Consider the following 20,466-nt stretch of genomic DNA (forward strand, 5'->3'; position numbering starts at 1 on the left):
TGCGCGAAGAGTAGACGGCACCGATGACCACCACGGACTGGCGGGGACGGGCCGTCACCAATGACGACGACGATCTGCCCATCGACGAATCGGTCTCGCGCCGCCGCGAGGCCCGCACGCTCCTGGGTTCGCTGCTGCGGCCCTACGCCACCGCGGTCGCACTGCTGGCGATCGTCGTCGTGCTGGAGAACGCCGCCCGGCTGTCGGTGCCGCTGCTGGTGCAACGCGGCATCGATCAGGGCATCCCGCCGATCGTGGACGGCCGCTCGTCGCGCGAACTGCTGCTGATCGTCGCGACACTCTGCGGTGTGGTGCTGGTACAGGCCGTCAGCCGGATGTACTTCCTGCGCCGCGCTGGGCGGATCGGTCAAGAAGTGCTACTCGAGTTGCGCCGCAGGATCTTCCGGCACTTCCAGCGTCTCGACGTCGCCTTCCACGATCGTTACACCTCCGGCCGCGTGGTCGCCCGCTCGACCAACGACGTCGAGGCCATCCAGGACATGCTGGAGACCGGGTTCGACGGTCTGATCACCGCAGTCCTGACGCTCGTGGGGACGTCGGTGCTGCTCGTCGTGCTCGACGTGCGGCTGGGCCTGATGTGTCTTGGCGCCTTCCCGGTGCTAGTGGCGCTGGTGTGGTGGTTCCGCACGCAGTCGGCGAAGACCTACAAGAAGGTGCGCGAAAACGCCGCCCTGGTGATCGTGCAATTCGTCGAGACGATGACGGGCATCAAGGCGGTGCAGGCCTACCGCCGCGAGCCGCGCAACCAGGAGATCTTCGAAGACGTCGCCGACCAGTACAAGAACATCAACGAGAAGGCCTTCAAGCTGCTCGCGGTGTTCATGCCGGGGGTCCGGCTGGTCGGCAACATCACCACCGGAATCGTGCTCCTCTACGGCGGCTACCGGGTGCTGGAGGGCGAGATGACCCTTGGCACCCTGACCGCCTTCCTGCTGTATCTGCGGATCTTCTTCGAGCCGATGCAGGAGATCTCGCAGTTCTTCAACACCTTCCAGTCGGCCGCTGCGGCGCTGGAGAAGATCGCAGGAGTGCTTGCCGAGAAGCCGGGCATCGAGGATCCGCCGCAGCCGGTGCATCTGCAAGAGGTCAACGGCGACATCGGCTTTCACGGCGTGCATTTCTCCTACGCACCGGGCCGCCCCGTGCTGCCCGATCTGACCCTGCAGATACCGGCCGGCCAGACCGTTGCCCTCGTCGGCACCACGGGCGCAGGCAAGACCACCATCGCGAAGCTGATCGCCCGGTTCTACGACCCCGTCGACGGCTCGGTGACACTCGACGGCGTCGACCTCCGAGATCTCGCGCAGGCCGAACTGCGCCGCCACATCGTGATGGTCACCCAGGAGAACTTCATGTTCGAGGGCACCGTCGCCGACAACATCCGGTTCGGCAGACCCGACGCCAGCGACGACGAGATGCGCGACGCCGCAAGGGCGGTCGGTGTGGACCGGTTCATCGAGGGACTCGTCGACGGATACGACACCGACGTAGCCAAGCGCGGCGGCCGGTTGTCGGCGGGCCAGCGACAGCTGATCGCATTCGCGCGGGCGTTCCTCGCCAACCCCGCCGTGCTGATCCTCGACGAGGCCACCTCGTCGCTGGACATCCCCAGCGAGCGGTTGGTGCAGCGGGCGCTGGCGACCGTGCTGACCGACCGCACCGCCGTGGTCATCGCGCACCGGCTGTCCACGGTCCAGAGCGCGGACCGCGTGCTCGTCCTCGAACACGGCCGCATCGTCGAGGACGGTCCGCCCGACGAATTGATCACCCGCGACGGCAGATACGCCGCACTGCACCGGGCCTGGGTCGACTCGCTGGCCTGAGGGCCACCCACCACCTCGAGACTGCTGTCAGATCGCAATTGTGGTGTAGATCGCGATCTCACCGCAGTTTCGGCGCGCTGAGGTTAGGGGATCAGCCGGAAACTCCTGGCCCTCGACACCGCCTCGTGCCTGGTGCGGGTACCGAGTTTCGCTGCCGCGCTGCGCAGGTAGCTCTTGACCGTCTCCGGTTTCAGCGAAAGACGTTGGGCAGCTTCGCTGTTCGTGCATCCCAGAGCTACTTGGGCGAGCACGTCGAGCTCACGCGTCGTCAACGGCGTGCTGACCGCGGGCGTGTACCCGCCCAGCGCCGCGGCGAGGCGGTCGGCGAGCGTGCGCAACTGTGCCCGGGTGCCGGGTGCGACCGTGCCGTCGGATGCCAGCCGCCGCAGTTCGGCGTGCACCTCGCGGATCGCCTCGGGGGAGGCCACGCTGTCGCCGAATCCGGCGAGGTGTGCCTCGCGCAGTCGCAGTCGCCGGTCCACCTCGTCGCGAATGCGCAGCTCGTCCGACAACCGCCGCGCCGAGGCGACCATCAGGTTGGCCGCTCGCCCGCCGATTGGCGCGCCTGCGCGGTAGGCGCCGTACAACATCGCCCTGGCGGTGCCGTCCACGACGACGGGAACGGCAAGCACCGACTGGATGCCCTCCGAGAGCACGGGGGTGTCGTAGTCGTGGGTGATGTGCGAGGAGTTGCGATAGTCGGCCACCGACATCGGCCGTCCCGCGACCATGCTGGCGCCGCCGAGCCCCGACTTCGACCGGACCACCAGGCCGCGCAACAGCCCGGTCCTGGTCCCGACGAACTCGCTCAGCAGCAACGCATCGCCGTGCACCTCGCCGCCGAACAACACGGGAACACCGCCCTCCGCCGCGACATAGCGCAGCTCGGCACGCAGCGCGTCCGTGTCACGCGGGCGCAGCAGCGGCGAACGGGCGGACACGGGATTCCCCTCCTTCGGGGGTAGCGAACCTGTGAGTGTGACGTGGATCCTATCTGTCATGGGGACCAACACCGATCGCTACCGCACTGCCCGTGATCAACTCGTCGCCCTGATCAGCGACTACGACAAGGCGGTCGATGCCTTCGCGTGGCCGCAGCTGACGGGCTCGTTCAACTGGGCGACCGACTGGTTCGACGTCATCGCCCGTGACCCGTCCACCGCCGACCGCGTCGCGCTGTGGATCGTCGAGCAGGACGGTTCGGAGCAGACTGTGACGTTCGGCGACATGGCGGATCGCTCCGATCGGGTGGCGACATGGCTCGAGCGGCTCGGCGTCGTCAGGGGGGACCGCGTCATCCTGATGCTGGGAAACCAGGTCGAGCTGTGGGAGTCGATGCTGGCGGTGGCCAAGCTCGGCGCCGTCATCATGCCGACTACCAGCGCACTAGGTCCGGCCGATCTCGCGGACCGGATCGCCCGCGGCGGCGCTGACGTCGTGATCGCCAACGCCGTGGATACCGCGAAGTTCGACGGCGCGGCGGGAGACTTCACCCGCATCGTGATCGGCGAACCCGTTGCCGGCTGGCACTCGTACACGGAAGCCGACGACACCGAGACCGCCGGTCCCTTCGCCGCAAGGACCACCGTCGACGATTCGATGCTCGTCTACTTCACCTCGGGCACCACCAGCAAGCCCAAGCTGGTCGAGCACTCGCAGATCAGCTACCCGGTGGGACACATGTCGACGATGGCGTGGATCGGCCTGCGCCCCGGCGACGTGCACCTCGCGATCAGCTCACCCGGCTGGGCCAAGCACGCGTGGAGTTGCTTCTTCGCGCCGTGGATCGCCGAGTCGACGATCTTCGTCTACAACTACGCGCGGTTCGACGCGGCCGCGCTTCTGCATCAGATCCGCCGGGCCGGGGTCACCACGTTCTGCGCGCCGCCGACGGTGTGGCGCATGCTGATTCAGTCCGACCTCGGTGCCAGGCCCGATGGTCTTCGCGAGGTGCTCGGCGCTGGGGAACCGCTCAACCCCGACGTCATCGCCCAAGTCGAACGGGCCTGGGGGCTGACCATCCGGGACGGGTTCGGCCAGACCGAGACGACGCTGTCGGTGGGCAACACGCCCGGCCAACCCGTCAAGGCCGGATCGATGGGCCGCCCGATGCCGGGTGTCCCGGTGGTGCTGATCGACCCACTCTCCGGAGAGCTCGCCGAGGAAGGCGAGATCTGCCTCGACCTCAGCGCGGGTCCGCGGAACCTGATGACCGGCTACCTCGGCGACCAGGAACGCAACGACGCGGTGATGGCAGGCGGTTACTACCACACCGGCGACGTGGCAAGCCGCGATGAGGACGGCTACATCACCTACATCGGCCGCACCGACGACGTGTTCAAGTGCTCCGACTACAAGGTGTCGCCGTTCGAACTGGAGAGCGTGCTCATCGAACACCCCGCCGTCGTCGAAGCGGCCGTGGTGCCGCAGCCCGACGCCACCCGGCTTGCCGTGCCGAAGGCGTACGTCGCGCTGGCCGATGGCTGGGCCGCCGATGCCGAGACCGCAAGGTCGATCCTCGAGTACGCCCGCGACCACCTCGCGCCGTACCTGAAGGTGCGCCGCGTCGAGTTCTTCGAGCTGCCGAAGACGATTTCGGGCAAGATCCGCCGCGTCGATCTGCGCAAGCGCGAGGATGAGGCACACCGATCGGGCTCCCCGATCGAGACGGAGCACCGCTACGAAGACCTGGTAGGTGAGCGATGAAGTCCCAAGACGCCGGACCCACCGACACCCCGATCATCGAGGAGACCATCGGAGCGAACTTCGCGCGGATCGCCGCTCGGCATCACGACAACGACGCACTCGTCGACGTCCAAAGCGGCAGGCGTTGGACGTACGGCGAACTCGACGCCGAGGTCGACGTGATGGCGCGCGGCCTGATGGCGCTCGGGATCGTCAAGGGCGACCGCGTCGGCATCTGGGCGCCGAACTGCCCCGAGTGGACGATCGTGCAGTACGCGTCGGCCAAGATCGGCGCGATCCTGGTCAACATCAACCCCGCCTACCGCACGCACGAGCTGGCCTACGTGCTCAACCAGTCGGGGGTGCGCACGCTGATCGCCGCGTCGGCGTTCAAGTCCTCCGACTACAGGGGCATGGTCGACGAGGTGCGGCCAGAGGCCCCCGCGCTACGCGAGGTCGTCTTCCTCGACACCGACGACTGGGCGAAGGTCCGCGACGGCGCCAAGGCGATCACGGCCGACGAACTGGCGACGCGCATGGCCGGGTTGACCAATGACGAACCGATCAACGTTCAATACACCTCGGGGACAACGGGTTTCCCCAAGGGGGCGACGTTGTCGCACCGCAACATCCTGAACAACGGGTACTTCACCACCGATCTGCTCAACCTGGCGTCCGGCGACCGGCTGTGCATTCCCGTGCCCTTCTACCACTGCTTCGGCATGGTGCTTGGAAACCTGGGCTGCACGACGCACGGGGCCACGATGGTGATCCCAGCGCCTGGATTCGACCCGGGGGCAACGCTTTTGGCCGTTGAGCAGGAGCGGTGCACCGCGCTCTACGGCGTGCCGACGATGTTCATCGCGATGTTCGGCCATCCCGACTTCGGCACGCGCGACCTGTCATCGCTGCGCACCGGGATCATGGCGGGCTCGGTCTGCCCGGTCGACGTGATGAAGCGCTGCGTCAACGAGATGAACATGAGCGAGGTTTCCATCGCCTACGGCATGACCGAGACCTCGCCCGCGTCGTGTCAGACCCTGATCGACGACGACCTGGACCGGCGGACCTCGTCGATCGGGCGGGCGCATCCGCACGTGGAGATCAAGATCGTCGACCCCGACACCGGCGCCGTCGTCGACAGGGGCCAACCCGGTGAGTTCTGCACGCGCGGCTACAACGTGATGCTCGGGTACTGGCAGGACGAGGCCAAGACCCGCGAGGCCGTCGACGCCGACGGCTGGATGCACACCGGCGATCTGGCGGTGATGCGCGAGGACGGCTACTGCAACGTGGTCGGCAGGATCAAGGACATGGTGATCCGCGGCGGGGAGAACATCTACCCGCGCGAGATCGAGGAATTCCTCTACACCCACCCCGACATCGAGGACGCCCAGGTCATCGGCGTCCCCGACGAGCGCTACGGCGAGGAGACCTGCGCATGGATCCGGATGAGGCCCGGCCGCGCGCCGCTCGACGCCGACGCGGTGCGCAGTTTCGCGGACGGCAAGCTGGCGCACTACAAGATTCCGCGCTACGTCCACGTCGTCGATGAGTTCCCGATGACCATCACGGGCAAGGTCCGCAAGGTCGACATGCGCGCCGAAAGCGTTCGGCTGCTTGGCCTCTAGGGCTCAGCCCAGCAGCTGGATGACCTCCTGGCGCACACGTGTCAGTTCGGCGCCCAGCTCGACCAGCACCTGGGCGGCGATGCCCTCGCCCTCGCGAATCAGGCCGAGCAGAATGTGCTCGGTGCCGATGTAGTTGTGGCCGAGCTGCGCCGCCTCGCGCAAGCTCAGCTCCAGCATCTTCTTGGCGCGCGGGGTGAAGGGGATGTGGCCCGACGGCGCCTGCTGGCCCTGGCCGATGATCTCCTCGACCTGGCTGCGGACACCTTCGAGAGAGATGCCCAGCGAATCCAGCGACTTGGCTGCTACGCCTTCACCCTCGTGGAGCAGCCCAAGGAGGATGTGCTCGGTGCCGATGTAGTTGTGGTTGAGCATCCGGGCCTCTTTCTGAGCCAAGATGACAACGAGGCGTCCGCGATCTGTAAAACGTTCGAACATGGGTGGTTACCTGCTCTCACTAACCATCGGGTACTGCCGTCTACTGTATTCGCTGCTCGGCTTTTAGCCCTCAGGCCAACAGCGGGCTCAGTCGGTCCGCACACTCGGCGAGCACCGGTACCTGACGCGCCAGCAGCTGATCCTGCTCGGCGCGGGCGGACATCGCGACGGCGGCTACGAGAGCTCCCGCGGCCGACCGGATCGGCACTGCCACACAAGCGGAATCCGGACGGAGTTCGCCAGTCTGGGTGGCAAAGCCCTGCTCGCGCACCGCATTCAGCTGTTCGGCCAACCCGGGTGGCGTCGCGGTCAGCAGCGCTTCGACGTCGTGCTTCTCGGCGAGCAGCAGCTTGCCGACGGCACAGGCGTGCAAGCGATGGTTGAGCACCGATTCGTCTGCGGGCGGTGGATATTCGCTATCGGAGTCCGCGATGCGCACCGAGGTGTTGGTGAAGTAGAACAGGTGCACGCCGAACCGCACCGAGAGACGCAGTTCGGCGAGAACGTCGCGCGCCGCGGTGCACACCGTCGGCGTCACCGCGGCGTCGATCAGCACCCCCATTCGCGGACCGAGGGAGAAGCCGGAAAGGTCGGGCAATCGCACGATGTAGCCATCGGCGACAAGGAGATTCAGCAGCCGGTAGGTGGTCGCCGACGGCAGTTTGAGGCGGTCCGCGATCTCCTTTGCCGTCACGCCGACGCCCGCGAGGGCGACCGCCTCGAGTACCTGCAGCGCGCTCTGCACGGCCTTGGGCTGACGGCCCGAGAGCGCGCCGTCGGCGGGGCTCACCGGCGCACCTCCCACGGGTTGTAGTCGGCGAACACGTCGCCTGCGACCGTCTCGTCGAACACCCCGACCCGCTGGGCAAGGTCGGGAACGGCACGCCTGCGCAGCGCGAACAACGCGAGGCCCGTCGCCAGCAGGCACGCGTACACGACCGTCGCGATCCAGACGGGGGAGTCGACCGTCAGCGCTGCCCACACGATGATGGCGATCATCAGGACGGCGGTGGTGATGCCGACCAACAACGGGGTACGCGTCAGCTCACCGATCCGACGCAGAAACGCCGGCGTCGCAAGGCAAACCAACAGGTATGCACCGACATAGCCGTGTGCCGACAGCGCGAGGAGGCCGAGCATCACGTCGCGGCTTGAGCCTGCGATGAACAGATACCCGACGGGCACCGCGACGATGATCGGCATCGCAACGCACAGTGCGACGTGCGGTGTCCGGTACACGCGGTGTGCCCGTCCGATCCGTTCCGACACCACGCCTTCGCGGCCCATCGCGAACAAGGTGCGCGACAACGCGGTGGCGGAGCCGATCACGCAGGCGAACCACGATGCGGTGATGCCGAGTTCCATGACGATCGACAGCGCAGTCGCACCTGCGCCTGCGGACGCCGGCAGGGTCAGCACGATCGGGACGGAACCGATTCCTGCGCGGATGGTTCCGGTCGACTGCATGGCCGCGGCGAACGCGTAGAGCACGCCGAGGGCGACCGGCGTCCACCGGATGGCGCGCGGCACGGTGACGAACGGCCGCTGCGCCTCCCTGGCCACCGTACCGGCGCTCTCGAACCCGACGTACGAGGTGATGGCCAACAGCAGGGCGAAGCCCAATGCGGAATGCGTTTCGGGGGCAGTGGTTTTCGGCGGATCGTGGCCGCTTGCGACGGCGGTGGTGAACGCGATCACCAGGACCACGGCGGCGACCACGATCGCGAACACCTCGACGGTCAGAGAAGTCTTGGCCGACAGCCGGACGCCGCGCACCATCAGGGTCAACGCAACCGCACCGACGATGACCGCCAGCACGGCGATCGTGACGGGGCCGTCGGGTATCCCGGTGCGGCCGAGCAGCGCGCTCAGGTAGCTCCCCGCGCCAAGGACGCTCGCCATGGCCGCCGCGGCGTAGCCGATCACCACCGACCAACCCGCCGCAATGCCCGGCACCGGGCCAAGCCCCTTGACGGTGTAGCTGTACAGCCCGCTCACCGCGACCATCCGGGTGGCGAACTGACTGACGCAGTATCCGACCGCGGTCATCAGCAAGGCGGTGACGATGAACGCGGCCAGCGCCCAGCGGCCTGCGGCAGGGATGACGAGCGCCGGCAGGGTCACCATCACCGCCGACGGCGCCACCGCCGACACCGACTGGCCAAGCACCTGGGTGAACGACAGCTGTGCCCGGCGCAGCCCGGAGACCGGTGAGCTACTTCTCATGGCCCGTCTGCCGCCCATCCGCGCAACGTAGCCGATCATCCACCCCACCCACACCGTTGTCAGGTAAACCTTCGACGACTTCAAATGAGAATCCGACGACCACGCCGGCCCGCTGGCCCTCGATGCGATCCGTCCGCTGCAAATATCGGTGGTTTCGAATGAGAATCAGCGGGCTATTTCAAATGAGAATGCAAGCCAGCGAAATATCCATTCGTAATTCGTGGTGACGTGGACCACATCAGGGCGTAATTTCGCCATTCATGACAACTCTGCTCACTACGGAACTCGACCCGCGCACCGTCGACTTCATGTCGCGGCCGCGCCAGATGTACGTCGACGGTCAATGGGTCGAATCGCTGTCCGGCCGCCGGTTCGACACCGTCGACCCCGCCACCGAGCAGGTGATCACGACGGTTCCGCAGAGTGGCCCCGAGGACGTCGAGCGGGCCGTGCGGGCTGCGCGACGCGCCTTCGACAGCGGGCCGTGGCCGGCCATGACGCCCGCCGAACGGCAACGCATGGTGTGGCGGATCGGCGAGGGCATCACGGCGTGGGCCGACGTCTTCGCCGAGCTGGAGACCATCGACAACGGCAAGTCGGTGGCCGTCGCTCGGGCGGTCGACGTCACGTGGGCCGCCGAGATCTTCTACTACTACGCGGGCTGGGCCACCAAGATCGAAGGCAGGACGATCCCGGTGTCGGTGCCGTGGGCGCCAGGCGCCCGGTTCCACGCCTTCACGCTGCGCGAGCCGATCGGGGTGTGCGCGCAGATCGTGCCGTGGAACTTCCCGCTGGTGATGGCCGCGTTCAAGGTGGCGCCGGCGCTGGCCTGTGGAAACACCGTGATTCTCAAGCCCGCCGAGCAGACCCCGCTGACCGCGCTGTTGCTCGCCGAGGTGATCGCCGAGGCAGGCGTCCCCGACGGCGTGGTCAACGTGCTGACCGGGTTCGGCGACGTCGGAGCGGCACTTTCGGCGCACGCAAGAGTCGACAAGGTGGCGTTCACCGGGTCGACCGAAGTGGGCCGCAAGATCGTCAACGCCGCGTCGGGCAACCTCAAGAAGGTCTCGCTGGAACTCGGCGGCAAGAGCCCGCAGGTGATCTTCGCCGACGCCGACCTGGATGCCGCGATCCCAGGGGCGGCCAGCGGATTCCTGTTCAACCACGGCCAGACCTGCACCGCGGGCACCCGGCTGCTCGTCGAGGACCGCATCTTCGACGAGTTCACCGCGGGCGTCGCGGAGTACGCCCGCGCCCAGAAGATCGGCCCTGGCCTGGACCCCACCAACGACATCGGCCCGCTCGTCTCGCGCGAACAGCTCACCAAGGTCACCGGCTACCTCGACGCGGGCATCGGCCAGGGCGCCCGCGCACTCGCGGGCGGCGGCAGGCACGGCGACACCGGCTTCTACGTCGAACCCACTCTCCTTGTGGACGTCGACCGCGACTTCAGCGTCTACCAGGAGGAGATCTTCGGGCCGGTCGCCGTTGCGATCCCGTTCAACCGCGAGGCTGGGCCCCGGGCCTTGAAAGATGCGGCCAACGACACCCCGTACGGCCTGGCTGCCAGCGTATGGACCCGTGACGTGTCGACGGCCCACGAGGTCGCCGCGCAGATCAAGGCGGGCACCGTCTGGATCAACTGCCACAACGCGTTCGACACCGCGCTCCCGTTCGGCGGCTACAAACAGTCGGGCTGGGGACGTGAACTCGGCGAGGGCGCCATCGCCGAATACACCCAGACGAAAGCCGTCAACATGTCGCTCTGAATTTCAGCGCCCCGTCAAATGGGAATTGTGGTACGCCGCCATTCTCATTTGAGCTCACGCGAGCCTTACCGCACCGCAACCACCGCTCAATCAATTTCACCGAAAGTGATTGCCATGACAACTGACGCTCTGCTTTCCGACGGGGTATCCCAGGGAGGGCAAACCCACAAGCTGGCCGGCAAGCTCGGCCCCACCGCCATCGTCTTCATGGTGGTCGCGGCTGCCGCCCCGCTCACCGTCGTCGCCGGTACGTTCCCGATCGGCATCGCCGCAGGAAACGGCGCAGCGTTCCCCGGGTCCTACGTCGTATGCACGGCGGTGCTGCTGCTGTTCGCCGTTGGCTTCACTGCGATGGCCCGGCACATCCGGGGCGCAGGCGCGTTCTACACCTACGTCGCTCACGGCTTCGGTCGTCACGTCGGGCTCGGCGCGGCGTTCCTGGCACTGCTGTCCTACACCGCCGTTCAGGTCGGCGTGTACGGCTACGTCGGTGCCGCGATCAACGACCTGGTCACCTCGCACGGCGGGCCGTCGGTGCCGTGGTACCTGTACGCGCTGGTGATGATGGCCGTCGTGACGACGCTGGGGTATCGCCACATCGAACTGTCCGGCAAGGTTCTCGCTGTCCTGCTGGTCTGCGAGGTCGGCATCGTGATGGTCATCAACGTGGCCGTCCTCGCCCGCGGTGGCGCCGAGGGTCTGTCGACCGCCGCCCTGCACCCCGGCAACTTCTTCTCCGGCGCACCCGGCATCGCGCTGATCTTCGCGCTCGCCGGTTACATCGGCTTCGAGGCCACCGCGGTGTTCCGCGACGAGGCGCGTGACCCGGCCCGCACGATCCCGCGCGCCACGTACGTGGCGCTGCTGCTCATCGGCGGTTTCTACGCGTTGAGCAGTTGGGCCATGGTCAGTGCCTGGGGTGACGACGGCGCGGTCAAGATGGCGGCGGACGGCCCGGCGACGATGCTGACCGAGACGGCCACCCGCTACGTCGGCTCCCTCGGAGGTGACCTGGTCCAGATCTTCTTGATCACTAGCCTTTTCGCCGCACTGCTGTCCTTCCACAACGTGTTGACGCGCTACATCTTCTCGCTGGGCAACACCAGAGCACTCCCAGAGTGGTGCGGTCGCTCGCACGTGCGCCATGCGTCGCCGCACATCGCCTCCGTGGTGCAGACCGTCTCGGCGCTGGTCGTGGTCGTCGCCTGCGTCGTCGCCAACCTCGATCCCGTGTTGGAGGTGTTCACCTGGTTCGTCGGGGCGGCATCGGTCGGCATCGTCGTCCTGATGACGCTGACGTCCGCCGCGGTGGTGGTGTACTTCCGCCGCACCAGGTTCGACACCAGGCCGTGGCACACCGTGATCGCCCCGAGCCTCGGCTTCGTCGGCCTGGCGATCCTGTCGGTGATGACGGCCGTGAACCTCCCGCTGTTGGTCGGTGGATCCGACACGCTGGCCGCCATCATCGGCGTGCTGTTGGCCGGCGCCTTCCTCGGCGGGGCCGCGGTCGCGGTCCTGCGCCCGCACGCCGGTCACCAGAATTCCGATACCGACAAGGAGATCGCACGATGAGCACCGACACGATCGACACCATCGACACCATCAACCAAACCCCGTCTGGCGCAACCGATCACCCACTCAGCCCGCTGAGTGCCGACGAGATCCGCGCCGTCCGGAGGATCGTCGATGCCAACGGCCTGCTCGGGGCGGACGTCCGCTTCGTCTACGTCGCGCTCGACGAACCCCACAAGAAGATCGTGCTGGCGTTCAAGCCGGGCGACCCGATCGACCGGCGGGCCAGGGTCCTGTTGCTGGACCGCGCGACCGGGCAGGGCAGCGATCTGGTGGTGTCGGTCACCAACGAACGCATCGACGGCCAGGTGGCCGTCGACGGCACGGCCAACGGCCACGTGCCGATCCTCGACCAGGAATTCGAGGACATCGAGTCCTTCCTGCTGGAGTGCCCAGAGTGGCTGGCCGCCATGAGCAAGCGCGAGCTCGACCCCGCCAAGGTGCGCGCAGTGCCGTTGTCGGCGGGCGTATTCGGCCACGAGGACGAGGTGGGCAAGCGGATCGTGCGGGTGCTCGCGTTCTACCAGTACGACGCGGCCGACCTGCCGTGGGCGCACCCGATCGACGGCGTCGTCGCCTACGTCGACCTCACCCGGCGCACCGTGGTCAAGGTCATCGACGAGATCAACCTGCCACTGCCCACCGAACGTGGCGAGTGGAACGCCGAGCCGCACGCGGTGCCGGCGCGCACCGACCTCAAGCCCATCGAGATCACTCAGCCGGAGGGGGCCAGCTTCACCGTCGACGGAAACCAGATCACCTGGGCGGATTGGTCCTTCCGGTTCGGCTTCGACGTCAGGGAGGGCCTGACGCTGCACCAGCTGTCCCTCCGGGACGGCGATCGGGAACGGCCGGTGGTCTACCGCGCGTCGGTCGCAGAGATGGTGGTGCCGTACGCCGATCCATCGCCGGTCCGGTACTGGCAGAACTACTTCGATCAGGGTGAGTACCTGTTCGGCCGCTACACCAACTCCTTGGAGCTCGGCTGCGACTGCCTCGGCGAGATCAAGTACTTCGACGTCGCCATCGCCGACGAGGATGGCCACCCCAGGGTCATGAAGAACGCGATCTGTCTGCACGAGGAGGACTACGGCGTGCTGTGGAAGCACACCGACATGTTCAATCAGATGGCCGAGACCCGACGCTCGCGTCGGCTGGTCATCTCGTTCTTCCTGACCATCGGCAACTACGACTACGGGTTCTACTGGTACCTGTACCTCGACGGCACCATCCAGCTCGAGGCGAAGGCCACCGGCATCGTCTTCGCCTCGGCCTACCGGGGACCCGACGGCTACTCCACCGAGATGGCACCCGGACTGGGCGCCCCGTTCCATCAGCACATGTTCTCGGCGCGCCTGGACATGTCGGTCGACGGCGACGTGAACGTGGTCGAGGAGGTCGACGCCGTCGCGGTCCCGGTAGGCCCGGACAACCCGTGGGGCAACGCATTCCGACCGCAACGAACCAAGCTGACCCGTGAGTCGGAGGGCATGCGGATCGCCGACAATCTCAAGGCCCGGGTCTGGCACATCACCAACCCGACCAAGCAGAACCGGTTGGGCCAGAACGTCGGCTACGCACTGCACCCGGAGGGGCAGCCGGTGCTGCTTGCCGATCCGTCCAGTTCGATCGCCAAGCGTGCTGCGTTCGCCACCAAGCACCTCTGGGTCACCAAGTACGATCCCGCGGAACGCTATTCGGCAGGCGACTTCGTGAACCAGCACCCGGGCGATGCGGGCCTGCCGTCGTTCGTCGCCCAGGACCGCAACATCGACGGCGAGGACATCGTGGTGTGGCACACGTTCGGTCTTACGCACTTCCCGCGGCCGGAGGACTGGCCGGTGATGCCCGTCGACTACGCCGGGTTCAAGCTGAAGCCGGTCGGATTCTTCGACCGCAATCCCGCCTTGAACGTTCCGGTGGCGCCGACGTCGCACTGCTGCGAGAGTTGACGCATGTCCTGGGGCGAGCGAAGCGACGGGGGGCGTCCTCTCGCGACCACGTCCGCCGTCCTCGGGCGGCGGGCGTGTGCGATGGTGGCGGTGGGTTCGGCGGCGGTGCATGCGCTGATGCTGGGTCGGTCCACGAACCCGGCCCTGGCGATCCTCGTCGTCGCGATGACGGTCGCGTGCCTGTACTGCGCCCGTGACCTGTGGACGACGGGTTCGTCGCGCGCGTGGTGCCTCGTCGCGGTGATGAACCTCGGCATGATCGCGGTGCACTGGTCGGCGCCCGGCCATCACCACACCGGGGTGATCAGCAGGGTTTTGATCGGTACTGGGGTGCCGACTGCCTCGACTCTGATGACCGTCGCGACGTCGCTCTCGGTGCTCGAGGCGGCGGCCGCCACCGCCGTGCTCTACGTCAAGAGCAGGGGCCGCGCCGTCAGCTTGGCGAACTCTTCGGCGGCGTGAACTGGCTCAGCACGAACTGAGCGCCCATAGGATCGCGGACCGTCGCAGACTTGGTCCACTCGGCGTCCTCGGTGTCGACGATCGTGCCGCCGAGTTCCTCGGCGGTGGCCGCGGAGGCGTCCCGGTCGCTGACGGCGAACGTCACCTGCCAGAGTTCGGGATGACCCTGCGGGATGATGCCCATCCACGCCACCGCGTCCTCGAACCCGGGTGGCGTGCTGATGTCGGCTTGCCGCGCCATGATGTCGGGGTCGACCGTCGCGGCGAGGTGAGCGCCGTAGCCCGGTCTGCGGATCATGGTCGCGAACCCGACGTCGTCGACCTCCCAACCGAACACCTGCGAATAGAACGTGGCGGCGGTGTGCGGATCCGACGTGAGCAGATCGCTGAAGTTCCACGTCCCCGGCGCGTTGACCAGTTGCGCGCCAAGCCGTTTGCGTGCCTGCCACAGTCGGAACTCGGCCCCTCGGGGATCGACGCACACGGCCAGCCGCCCACCGGGTCCGGCGTCGACCGGGGCAAGGATGACGGTGCCGCCTGCGGCGTCGACGGCCTTGGCGGTGGCGTCGGCATCGTCGACGGCGATGTAGGTGCGCCACGTGACCGGCTCGTCGTCGGAGTCCGCTGACGCGATCGCGGCGACGTCCTCCCCGCCGATGGTGGCGATGAGGTAGTTGCCAGGCGCATCGGCGGGTATCGCGTCGGTGAAGGTCCAGTCGAAGAGGCCGGCGTAGAAGCGCTTGGTCTCGTCGAGATCGTGGGCGACGGTTTCGATCCAGCTGGGGACGCCGTGTGGGTACGTCTTCGATTGGGTCATGTGCTCATGGTTCCCGATCGCACCGACACCTCAAACGTCAGCGGTACACCAGGCCCGACAGCCGCCAGGCCAGTGCACGCCGGACGGCGGGGATGCGCCCGGCCACGCCCATCGCGGTGTTGCGAATCGGCCGCACGGCGCGCGGCAACGTCGCCATCCTGGTGAGTCGGTCGGTCAACGTGATCACCTGCTGCGCGATCGGCCGCCGCGCCGCGGCGTAGTCGTCAAGTACCGCGTCGGGAGCGCCGCCAAGCACCCGGGTCAGAGCTTCGGCCAGCGCGACGGCGTCCTGGATGCCGAGGTTCATGCCCTGTCCACCCGCGGGACTGTGCACGTGGGCGGCGTCGCCCGCGAGCAGGATCCGGCCCGAGCGGTAGGTGTCGGCGACGCGGTGGTGGATGCGGAAGCGCGAACCCCACACCACGTCGGTGACCATCATCCGGCCTACGCCGTAGCCGCGGTCGTCGAGGATCCGCTGGACGAAGTCCGCAGACGGCACCTCGGGGGCATCGTCGACGGGGGCGACCACCCGGAACGCGCCGTTGGGTAGTGGCGCGACCACCGTGAGCCCGGCCGCCGCCCAGAACAAGACGACCTCGTCGGTGGGCGCTTCACCCGTCAGGTGCACGTCGGCGAGCACGAACGATTGCTCGTACTTGTCGCCGTGGAAGCCGATGCCCGCCTGTTCCCGCACGGTGCTTTGCATACCGTCGGCGCCAACGATGTAGGCGGCCCGGACGACGTCACCGTCCTCGAACGTGGCGGTGACCCCGTCGGCGTCCTGCACGACGGTGGCCAGCACCTTGGGCCGGCGCACCTCGCCACCGAGTTCGACGACCCGTTCCAGCAGCAGCCGCTCGGTGTCGTTCTGGGGGAGCAGCAGCGTGTACGGATACGCGCTCGGCAGGCGGGAGAAGTCGATCGGTATGAGTACCTTCCTGCCGTCGCGGATGGTGAAGTTCGGCGCCTGGACGCCCTCCTTGACCATGCGGCGGGAGACGTCGAGACCTTCGAGCACCTCGAGGGTGCGGGCATTGATGGCACCTGCGCGCGACGTGTTGGCGCCTTCGGCCTGGCGGTCGACGATCGTCGCCCTGGTGCCTTTGGCCAGCATCGATGCGGCCAGGGTCAGGCCGGTGGGGCCGGCCCCGACGATGAGGACGTCGGTGTCGTTCATGGTGTTCTCCTTGCCTTGTCGTCTTTGCCAACGCGTGTTGGCATTCCCATGGTGCGCCTCGTCGCTAGAAAAGTCAACATGCGTTGGCCTACACTTGTTGGCATGGGTAGGAAAGCCGATCAGACCAAGGCCGTCATCCTGACCGCGGCCAGGGAACGCTTCGCCGAATCGGGGTACGAAGCCGCCACCATCCGAGGCATCGCAGCCGACGCCAACATCGACCCGTCAATGGTGATGCGCTACTTCGGCAACAAGGATCAGTTGTTCGCCGCGGCCGCGGAGTTCGACCTGCGGTTCCCCGACCTCACCGGCATCGAGCGGTCCGAGGTGGGCGTGGCGATGGCATCGCACTTCTTGGCGCGCTGGGAAGACGATGACGCGCTGATCGTGCTACTGCGCTCCAGCACTACGAATGCCGAAGCGGCCCAACGCATGATGGACATCTTCGCGGCGCAGTTGCTGCCTGCGATCGCAAAGCTGGTGCCCGACGACGCACCGCGTCGGGCTGGCCTGATCGCCACCCAGGTGCTCGGCATGGCGCTCTGCCGCTTCGTGTTACGGATTCCGCCGATCGTCGCGATGCCAAGGGATGAGCTGATCGAGTGGATCGGACCGACGCTGCAGCGCTACGTCGATGGCGAGTAGCCCGGTTTGGCGAGCAGGTCCCGGATACCGGCGTCGATGAATGCCGTGTCCACGGGGTTCGGTCCACCTCCGGCGAAATGACCCCAGATACCGGGAATGACTCGCACCTCACCTTGCGCGATGAACTGAGACGCCCAGTGTTCGTCCTCCGGCGGGAAGTAGAGGTCCTTCTCGGCAGGCATCGCCAGTAGCGGGCACCGGATCGAGGCAAGTGCCTTCTCGACGTCACCTCCGAATCCCGGTGTGTTGCCGACATTTCCGCTGTGCCAGGTACGGATCATGGTGATCAGGTTGTTGGGGTCGCGCCCGTCGCGGAAGAAGTTCTCCCAGAACCCGTACAGGAAGTCGTCGAACGAGGTGAACCCCAGTTCGCGCCACGCCTCTTCCCAGTAGAACGCCTGTGAGAAACCCCAGCCCGAGTAGACCCGGGCAAACGCGCGTAATCCCTTGATGGGTAGCGCATCCGGGGAGTAGTCGCCGTCGGCCCATACGGCGTCTGCGGTGAGCGCGGCGATCAGCGACTCGAGGAAGACCTTGTTGTGCGGCGCGGTCTTGCTCGAGCCGCAGAACGGTGCGGCGCGTTGCACCATCTCGGGGTGACTTACGGCCCACTGATAGGTCTGGCCGGCACCCATCGACCATCCGGTCACCAGCGCGATGGTCGAAATGCCAAACTTCTCGGTGACCAGTTTGTGCTGCGCCTGCACCTGGTCGTAGAACGTCACGGCGGGAAAGCGGGCCCGATCGTAGGGCGCCGGGGTGTTCGACGGTGACGACGACAGCCCGTTGCCGATCATGTTCGGAATGACGATGAACCATTCATCGGGGTTGAGCGCTTTGTCTGTGCCGATGAGCCATTCGTTGTCCGTATGCCACCCCGAATACCAGGTGGGGTAGACGATGACGTTGGTCTTGTCGGCGTTGAGCGTGCCGTAGGTCTTGTAGGCCAGTTTCGCGTCTCTTAGCGTGAACCCGCTCTGCAGCGTGAAGTCGCCGAGATCGAAGTACTCGGCATCGGTTGGTGCAGGCATGATGAGATCCCTTTCAGCTCTTAGGTGCTCACCGCGCACTGGCCGCGGTCGATGCGTTGTGGGCCCTGCGCCGACGGCCGCACGTCGATGTCGAAGATCGCGGTCGGAACATAAAGCGTTGCACAGGAGTTCGGCACATCCACCACGCCGGACAGACGCCCTTCGACGGGGGCGGCGCCGAGCATGAGATAGACCTGTTCGCGCGTCCAGCCGAATTTCGAGAAGTACTCGATCGCATTCAGGCAGGCGTTCTGATAGGCCAATGTGCTGTCCAGGAAGTGCTGTTTACCGAACTTGTCGACCGAGAAGCCGACGAAGGTCAGGAACTCCGAGTATCGCGGTTCGACGTTGCCGGGCATGAAGATTGGGTTGGTGGTGACACCGTAGGTCTCCATACCGCCCTTGATGATCTCGACCCGCAGATCGATGTATCCGCCCATTTCGATGGCGCCACAGAAGGTGATCTCACCGTCGCCCTGCGAGAAGTGCAGGTCGCCAAGCGACAGGTTGGCCCCGTCGACGAACACCGGGTAGAAGATCCGGCTTCCCTTGGAGAGGTTCTTGATGTCCTGGTTGCCGCCGTTCTCCCGCGGGGGCGCCGTCCTCGCCGCCTCCGCCGCGACACGTTCGTAATCGGCACCGGTGAGGCCACCGAGCACCGCATTCACGGGCTGTGGCGGCAACGCCAGTGGCGGGACGCGATCGGGATCGGTCGCGATCAGCTCGGCCTCCCGGCTGTTCCAGGTGGCCAGCAGATCGGCGCTCGGCGCGGTCCCCATCAGACCGGGATGGATCAGTCCGGTGAACTCCACGCCTGGGATGTGACGGCTCGTCGCCTTCTGCCCGGTGAAGTCCCAGACGGCCTTGTAGGCCTGCGGGAACCAGTCGGTGAGAAAGCCTCCGCCGTTCTCCTTCGCGAACAGGCCGGTGTAACCCCAGCCTTGGCCCGCGACCGGTCCGGTCTCCTGCGGCACCGGACCGACGTCGAGGATGTCGACGACCAGGAGGTCGCCCGGCTGGGCTCCCTCGACGGCGAACGGTCCGGAGAGTTGGTGGACCATCGACAGGTCGCAGTCGCGGACGTCGTTCGCGTCGTCCGAGTTGACGATGGTTCCGTCGAACCACTCCTTGGACTCGACACGGAAGGTGTCGCCGGACTTGACCGTCGCGACGGCTGGAATGTCTGGATGCCACCGGTTGTGGCCGACCAATTCCTGCTCCCGGAACGGCTTGCTCTGATCGACGGGGAATATGACATCGGGCACTGGTTGTCTCCTCGAGGGGGTGGTCGGTCTTCTAGGGTCGCGGGAGGCGATTGTGGCGCGGATCGATGCCGCTCCGTGGGCCAGCGGGGTCGGTCGATCTGGTGACCAGCCCAGGCGAGGACCTCGACTTCTCACGCATGTCAAGAGCTTTCAGGCCTCAGCTTGACTGTGTGGTCAGAGCCGGCAACGAGAACACCCGTCGTGCCGGTGCGCGACAAGACTCACATGTCAACGACGCGGGAGCAGTGCCGATTCGAAATTGGGTATTGATGAGTCCGTGTGTGGCGCAACGGTATTGGTATCCAGCCATGACACCTCTCGGTGGAGCGTGCGGATTTACTCCCATATGGGAACATCTCCACGCTGAACCTACACCTTGCTCCGGCTGCGTCAAGAGACAGCGATCAGATCACCGGGGGTCACAGCGCCTGTTAACCAGCCGGTCACACGACGACGTTTCCGCGGGACGCGAGTTACATGCAGGCAACACCGGCGAACGTCCGCGGTGAGATCGATCGCGGAGGATTACGACGAAGCGAGATCTACAGTGGGGAAACGCTCTGAGGTTTGACGCCTATCGCACCGACGATCGTTGGCTCGACATCACGAAGGAGAGCTTGACCATGCGAGGACAGGCGCAGCGTAGTCCTGCGACGATCGCGCGGCGAGACCGTCCGGAAGATGGCGCCGATCTCGACGAGGAAGTCCACGATCCGAGTCGCCGACGTCGACGGGATGACCAGTGCGTCAATCACATCGGACATCGAGCAGCCCGGGCTCGACTCGATGCACGCGAGAGCGCGCCAGCGATCCACGGTGAGATCGGTACCGGCGAGCGCGTCTTCGATGCTCGCGACGACCAGCGATGCTCGTCTGAGCAACTCGAGTGTGTCCGCGACAGCTTCCATGACCTGCCTTCTGAGACGAGTCCTCCAACCGTGCTCATACTGCGCCC

The 20,466-nt window shown here is 66.5% G+C and carries 16 protein-coding genes and 1 pseudogene; 8 read left to right on the forward strand and 9 right to left on the reverse strand.

The features are described from left to right. Nucleotides 1-23 precede the first annotated feature (23 nt). Entirely contained in the window at nucleotides 24-1,844 is a 1,821-nt protein-coding gene (locus HNP02_RS11570) for an ABC transporter ATP-binding protein (RefSeq protein ID WP_184438331.1), read from the forward strand. Between the two features lie 83 nt (nucleotides 1,845-1,927). On the opposite strand, the gene HNP02_RS11575 is transcribed toward HNP02_RS11570, so the two are convergent. After that, the gene (locus HNP02_RS11575; protein WP_309241517.1) at nucleotides 1,928-2,785 is read right to left on the reverse strand and encodes a LuxR C-terminal-related transcriptional regulator; all 858 of its coding nucleotides are present in this window, start codon (nucleotides 2,783-2,785) and stop codon (nucleotides 1,928-1,930) included. Nucleotides 2,786-2,843: 58 nt separating this feature from the next. On the opposite strand from HNP02_RS11575, the gene HNP02_RS11580 reads away from it, so the two are divergent. After that, the gene (locus HNP02_RS11580; RefSeq protein ID WP_184438335.1) at nucleotides 2,844-4,550 is read left to right on the forward strand and encodes an AMP-binding protein; all 1,707 of its coding nucleotides are present in this window, start codon (nucleotides 2,844-2,846) and stop codon (nucleotides 4,548-4,550) included. Further along, complete coding sequence (locus HNP02_RS11585; RefSeq protein ID WP_184438337.1) at nucleotides 4,547-6,160, forward strand: AMP-binding protein; 1,614 nt, start codon at nucleotides 4,547-4,549, stop codon at nucleotides 6,158-6,160. Before HNP02_RS11580 ends, HNP02_RS11585 begins: the two co-directional genes overlap by 4 nt. Nucleotides 6,161-6,169: 9 nt before the next feature. On the opposite strand, the pseudogene HNP02_RS11590 reads toward HNP02_RS11585, so the two are convergent. From HNP02_RS11590 to HNP02_RS42610, 3 genes and pseudogenes are all read right to left on the reverse strand, one after another. Further along, nucleotides 6,170-6,595 (reverse strand): annotated as a pseudogene (locus tag HNP02_RS11590) (Clp protease N-terminal domain-containing protein); the annotation flags it as partial. 70 nt (nucleotides 6,596-6,665) lie between these two features. Then, nucleotides 6,666-7,385, reverse strand: a complete 720-nt coding sequence (locus tag HNP02_RS11595; RefSeq protein ID WP_184438338.1) for an IclR family transcriptional regulator C-terminal domain-containing protein — start codon at nucleotides 7,383-7,385, stop codon at nucleotides 6,666-6,668. After that, nucleotides 7,382-8,839 (reverse strand): APC family permease, encoded by a 1,458-nt coding sequence (locus HNP02_RS42610; protein WP_375373664.1) that lies wholly within the window; start codon nucleotides 8,837-8,839, stop codon nucleotides 7,382-7,384. The genes HNP02_RS11595 and HNP02_RS42610 overlap by 4 nt, the downstream gene beginning before the upstream one ends. A gap of 242 nt (nucleotides 8,840-9,081) precedes the next feature. Between HNP02_RS42610 and HNP02_RS11605 the strand changes: the two genes are divergently transcribed. From HNP02_RS11605 to HNP02_RS11620, 4 genes are all read left to right on the forward strand, one after another. After that, nucleotides 9,082-10,590, forward strand: a complete 1,509-nt coding sequence (locus HNP02_RS11605) for an aldehyde dehydrogenase family protein (RefSeq protein ID WP_184438339.1) — start codon at nucleotides 9,082-9,084, stop codon at nucleotides 10,588-10,590. A gap of 114 nt (nucleotides 10,591-10,704) precedes the next feature. Then, nucleotides 10,705-12,162, forward strand: a complete 1,458-nt coding sequence (locus HNP02_RS11610; RefSeq protein WP_184438340.1) for an APC family permease — start codon at nucleotides 10,705-10,707, stop codon at nucleotides 12,160-12,162. Next, a complete protein-coding gene (locus HNP02_RS11615) occupies nucleotides 12,159-14,114 on the forward strand; it encodes a primary-amine oxidase (RefSeq protein WP_184438341.1) in 1,956 nt (651 codons plus the stop codon). The genes HNP02_RS11610 and HNP02_RS11615 overlap by 4 nt, the downstream gene beginning before the upstream one ends. Before the next feature lie 3 nt (nucleotides 14,115-14,117). Next, nucleotides 14,118-14,576 (forward strand): hypothetical protein, encoded by a 459-nt coding sequence (locus tag HNP02_RS11620; RefSeq protein WP_184438343.1) that lies wholly within the window; start codon nucleotides 14,118-14,120, stop codon nucleotides 14,574-14,576. Here the strand turns inward: HNP02_RS11620 and HNP02_RS11625 are convergent. Both HNP02_RS11625 and HNP02_RS11630 read right to left on the reverse strand, forming a co-directional pair. Further along, nucleotides 14,548-15,393 carry a VOC family protein gene (locus HNP02_RS11625; RefSeq protein ID WP_184438345.1) on the reverse strand — a complete coding sequence of 282 codons (846 nt, stop codon included), beginning with the start codon at nucleotides 15,391-15,393 and terminating at the stop codon, nucleotides 14,548-14,550. The two genes, HNP02_RS11620 and HNP02_RS11625, sit on opposite strands and share 29 nt — an antisense overlap. A 37-nt stretch (nucleotides 15,394-15,430) precedes the next feature. Next, the gene (locus HNP02_RS11630; protein WP_184438347.1) at nucleotides 15,431-16,570 is read right to left on the reverse strand and encodes an NAD(P)/FAD-dependent oxidoreductase; all 1,140 of its coding nucleotides are present in this window, start codon (nucleotides 16,568-16,570) and stop codon (nucleotides 15,431-15,433) included. A 102-nt stretch (nucleotides 16,571-16,672) separates the two neighbouring features. On the opposite strand from HNP02_RS11630, the gene HNP02_RS11635 reads away from it, so the two are divergent. Continuing rightward, a complete protein-coding gene (locus HNP02_RS11635; RefSeq protein ID WP_184438349.1) occupies nucleotides 16,673-17,215 on the forward strand; it encodes a TetR/AcrR family transcriptional regulator in 543 nt (180 codons plus the stop codon). On the opposite strand, the gene HNP02_RS11640 is transcribed toward HNP02_RS11635, so the two are convergent. The 3 genes from HNP02_RS11640 to HNP02_RS11650 form a co-directional block, all read right to left on the reverse strand. Further along, entirely contained in the window at nucleotides 17,197-18,246 is a 1,050-nt protein-coding gene (locus tag HNP02_RS11640; protein WP_184438351.1) for an alpha/beta fold hydrolase, read from the reverse strand. The two genes, HNP02_RS11635 and HNP02_RS11640, sit on opposite strands and share 19 nt — an antisense overlap. Nucleotides 18,247-18,266: 20 nt before the next feature. Continuing rightward, entirely contained in the window at nucleotides 18,267-19,511 is a 1,245-nt protein-coding gene (fmdA, locus tag HNP02_RS11645) for a formamidase (RefSeq protein ID WP_184438353.1), read from the reverse strand. Between the two features lie 542 nt (nucleotides 19,512-20,053). Further along, the gene (locus HNP02_RS11650) at nucleotides 20,054-20,419 is read right to left on the reverse strand and encodes a MarR family transcriptional regulator (protein WP_184438355.1); all 366 of its coding nucleotides are present in this window, start codon (nucleotides 20,417-20,419) and stop codon (nucleotides 20,054-20,056) included. Nucleotides 20,420-20,466: the final 47 nt, after the last annotated feature.

The organism is Mycobacterium sp. AZCC_0083 (assembly GCF_014202335.1).
Taxonomy (GTDB): Bacteria; Actinomycetota; Actinomycetes; order Mycobacteriales; family Mycobacteriaceae; genus Mycobacterium.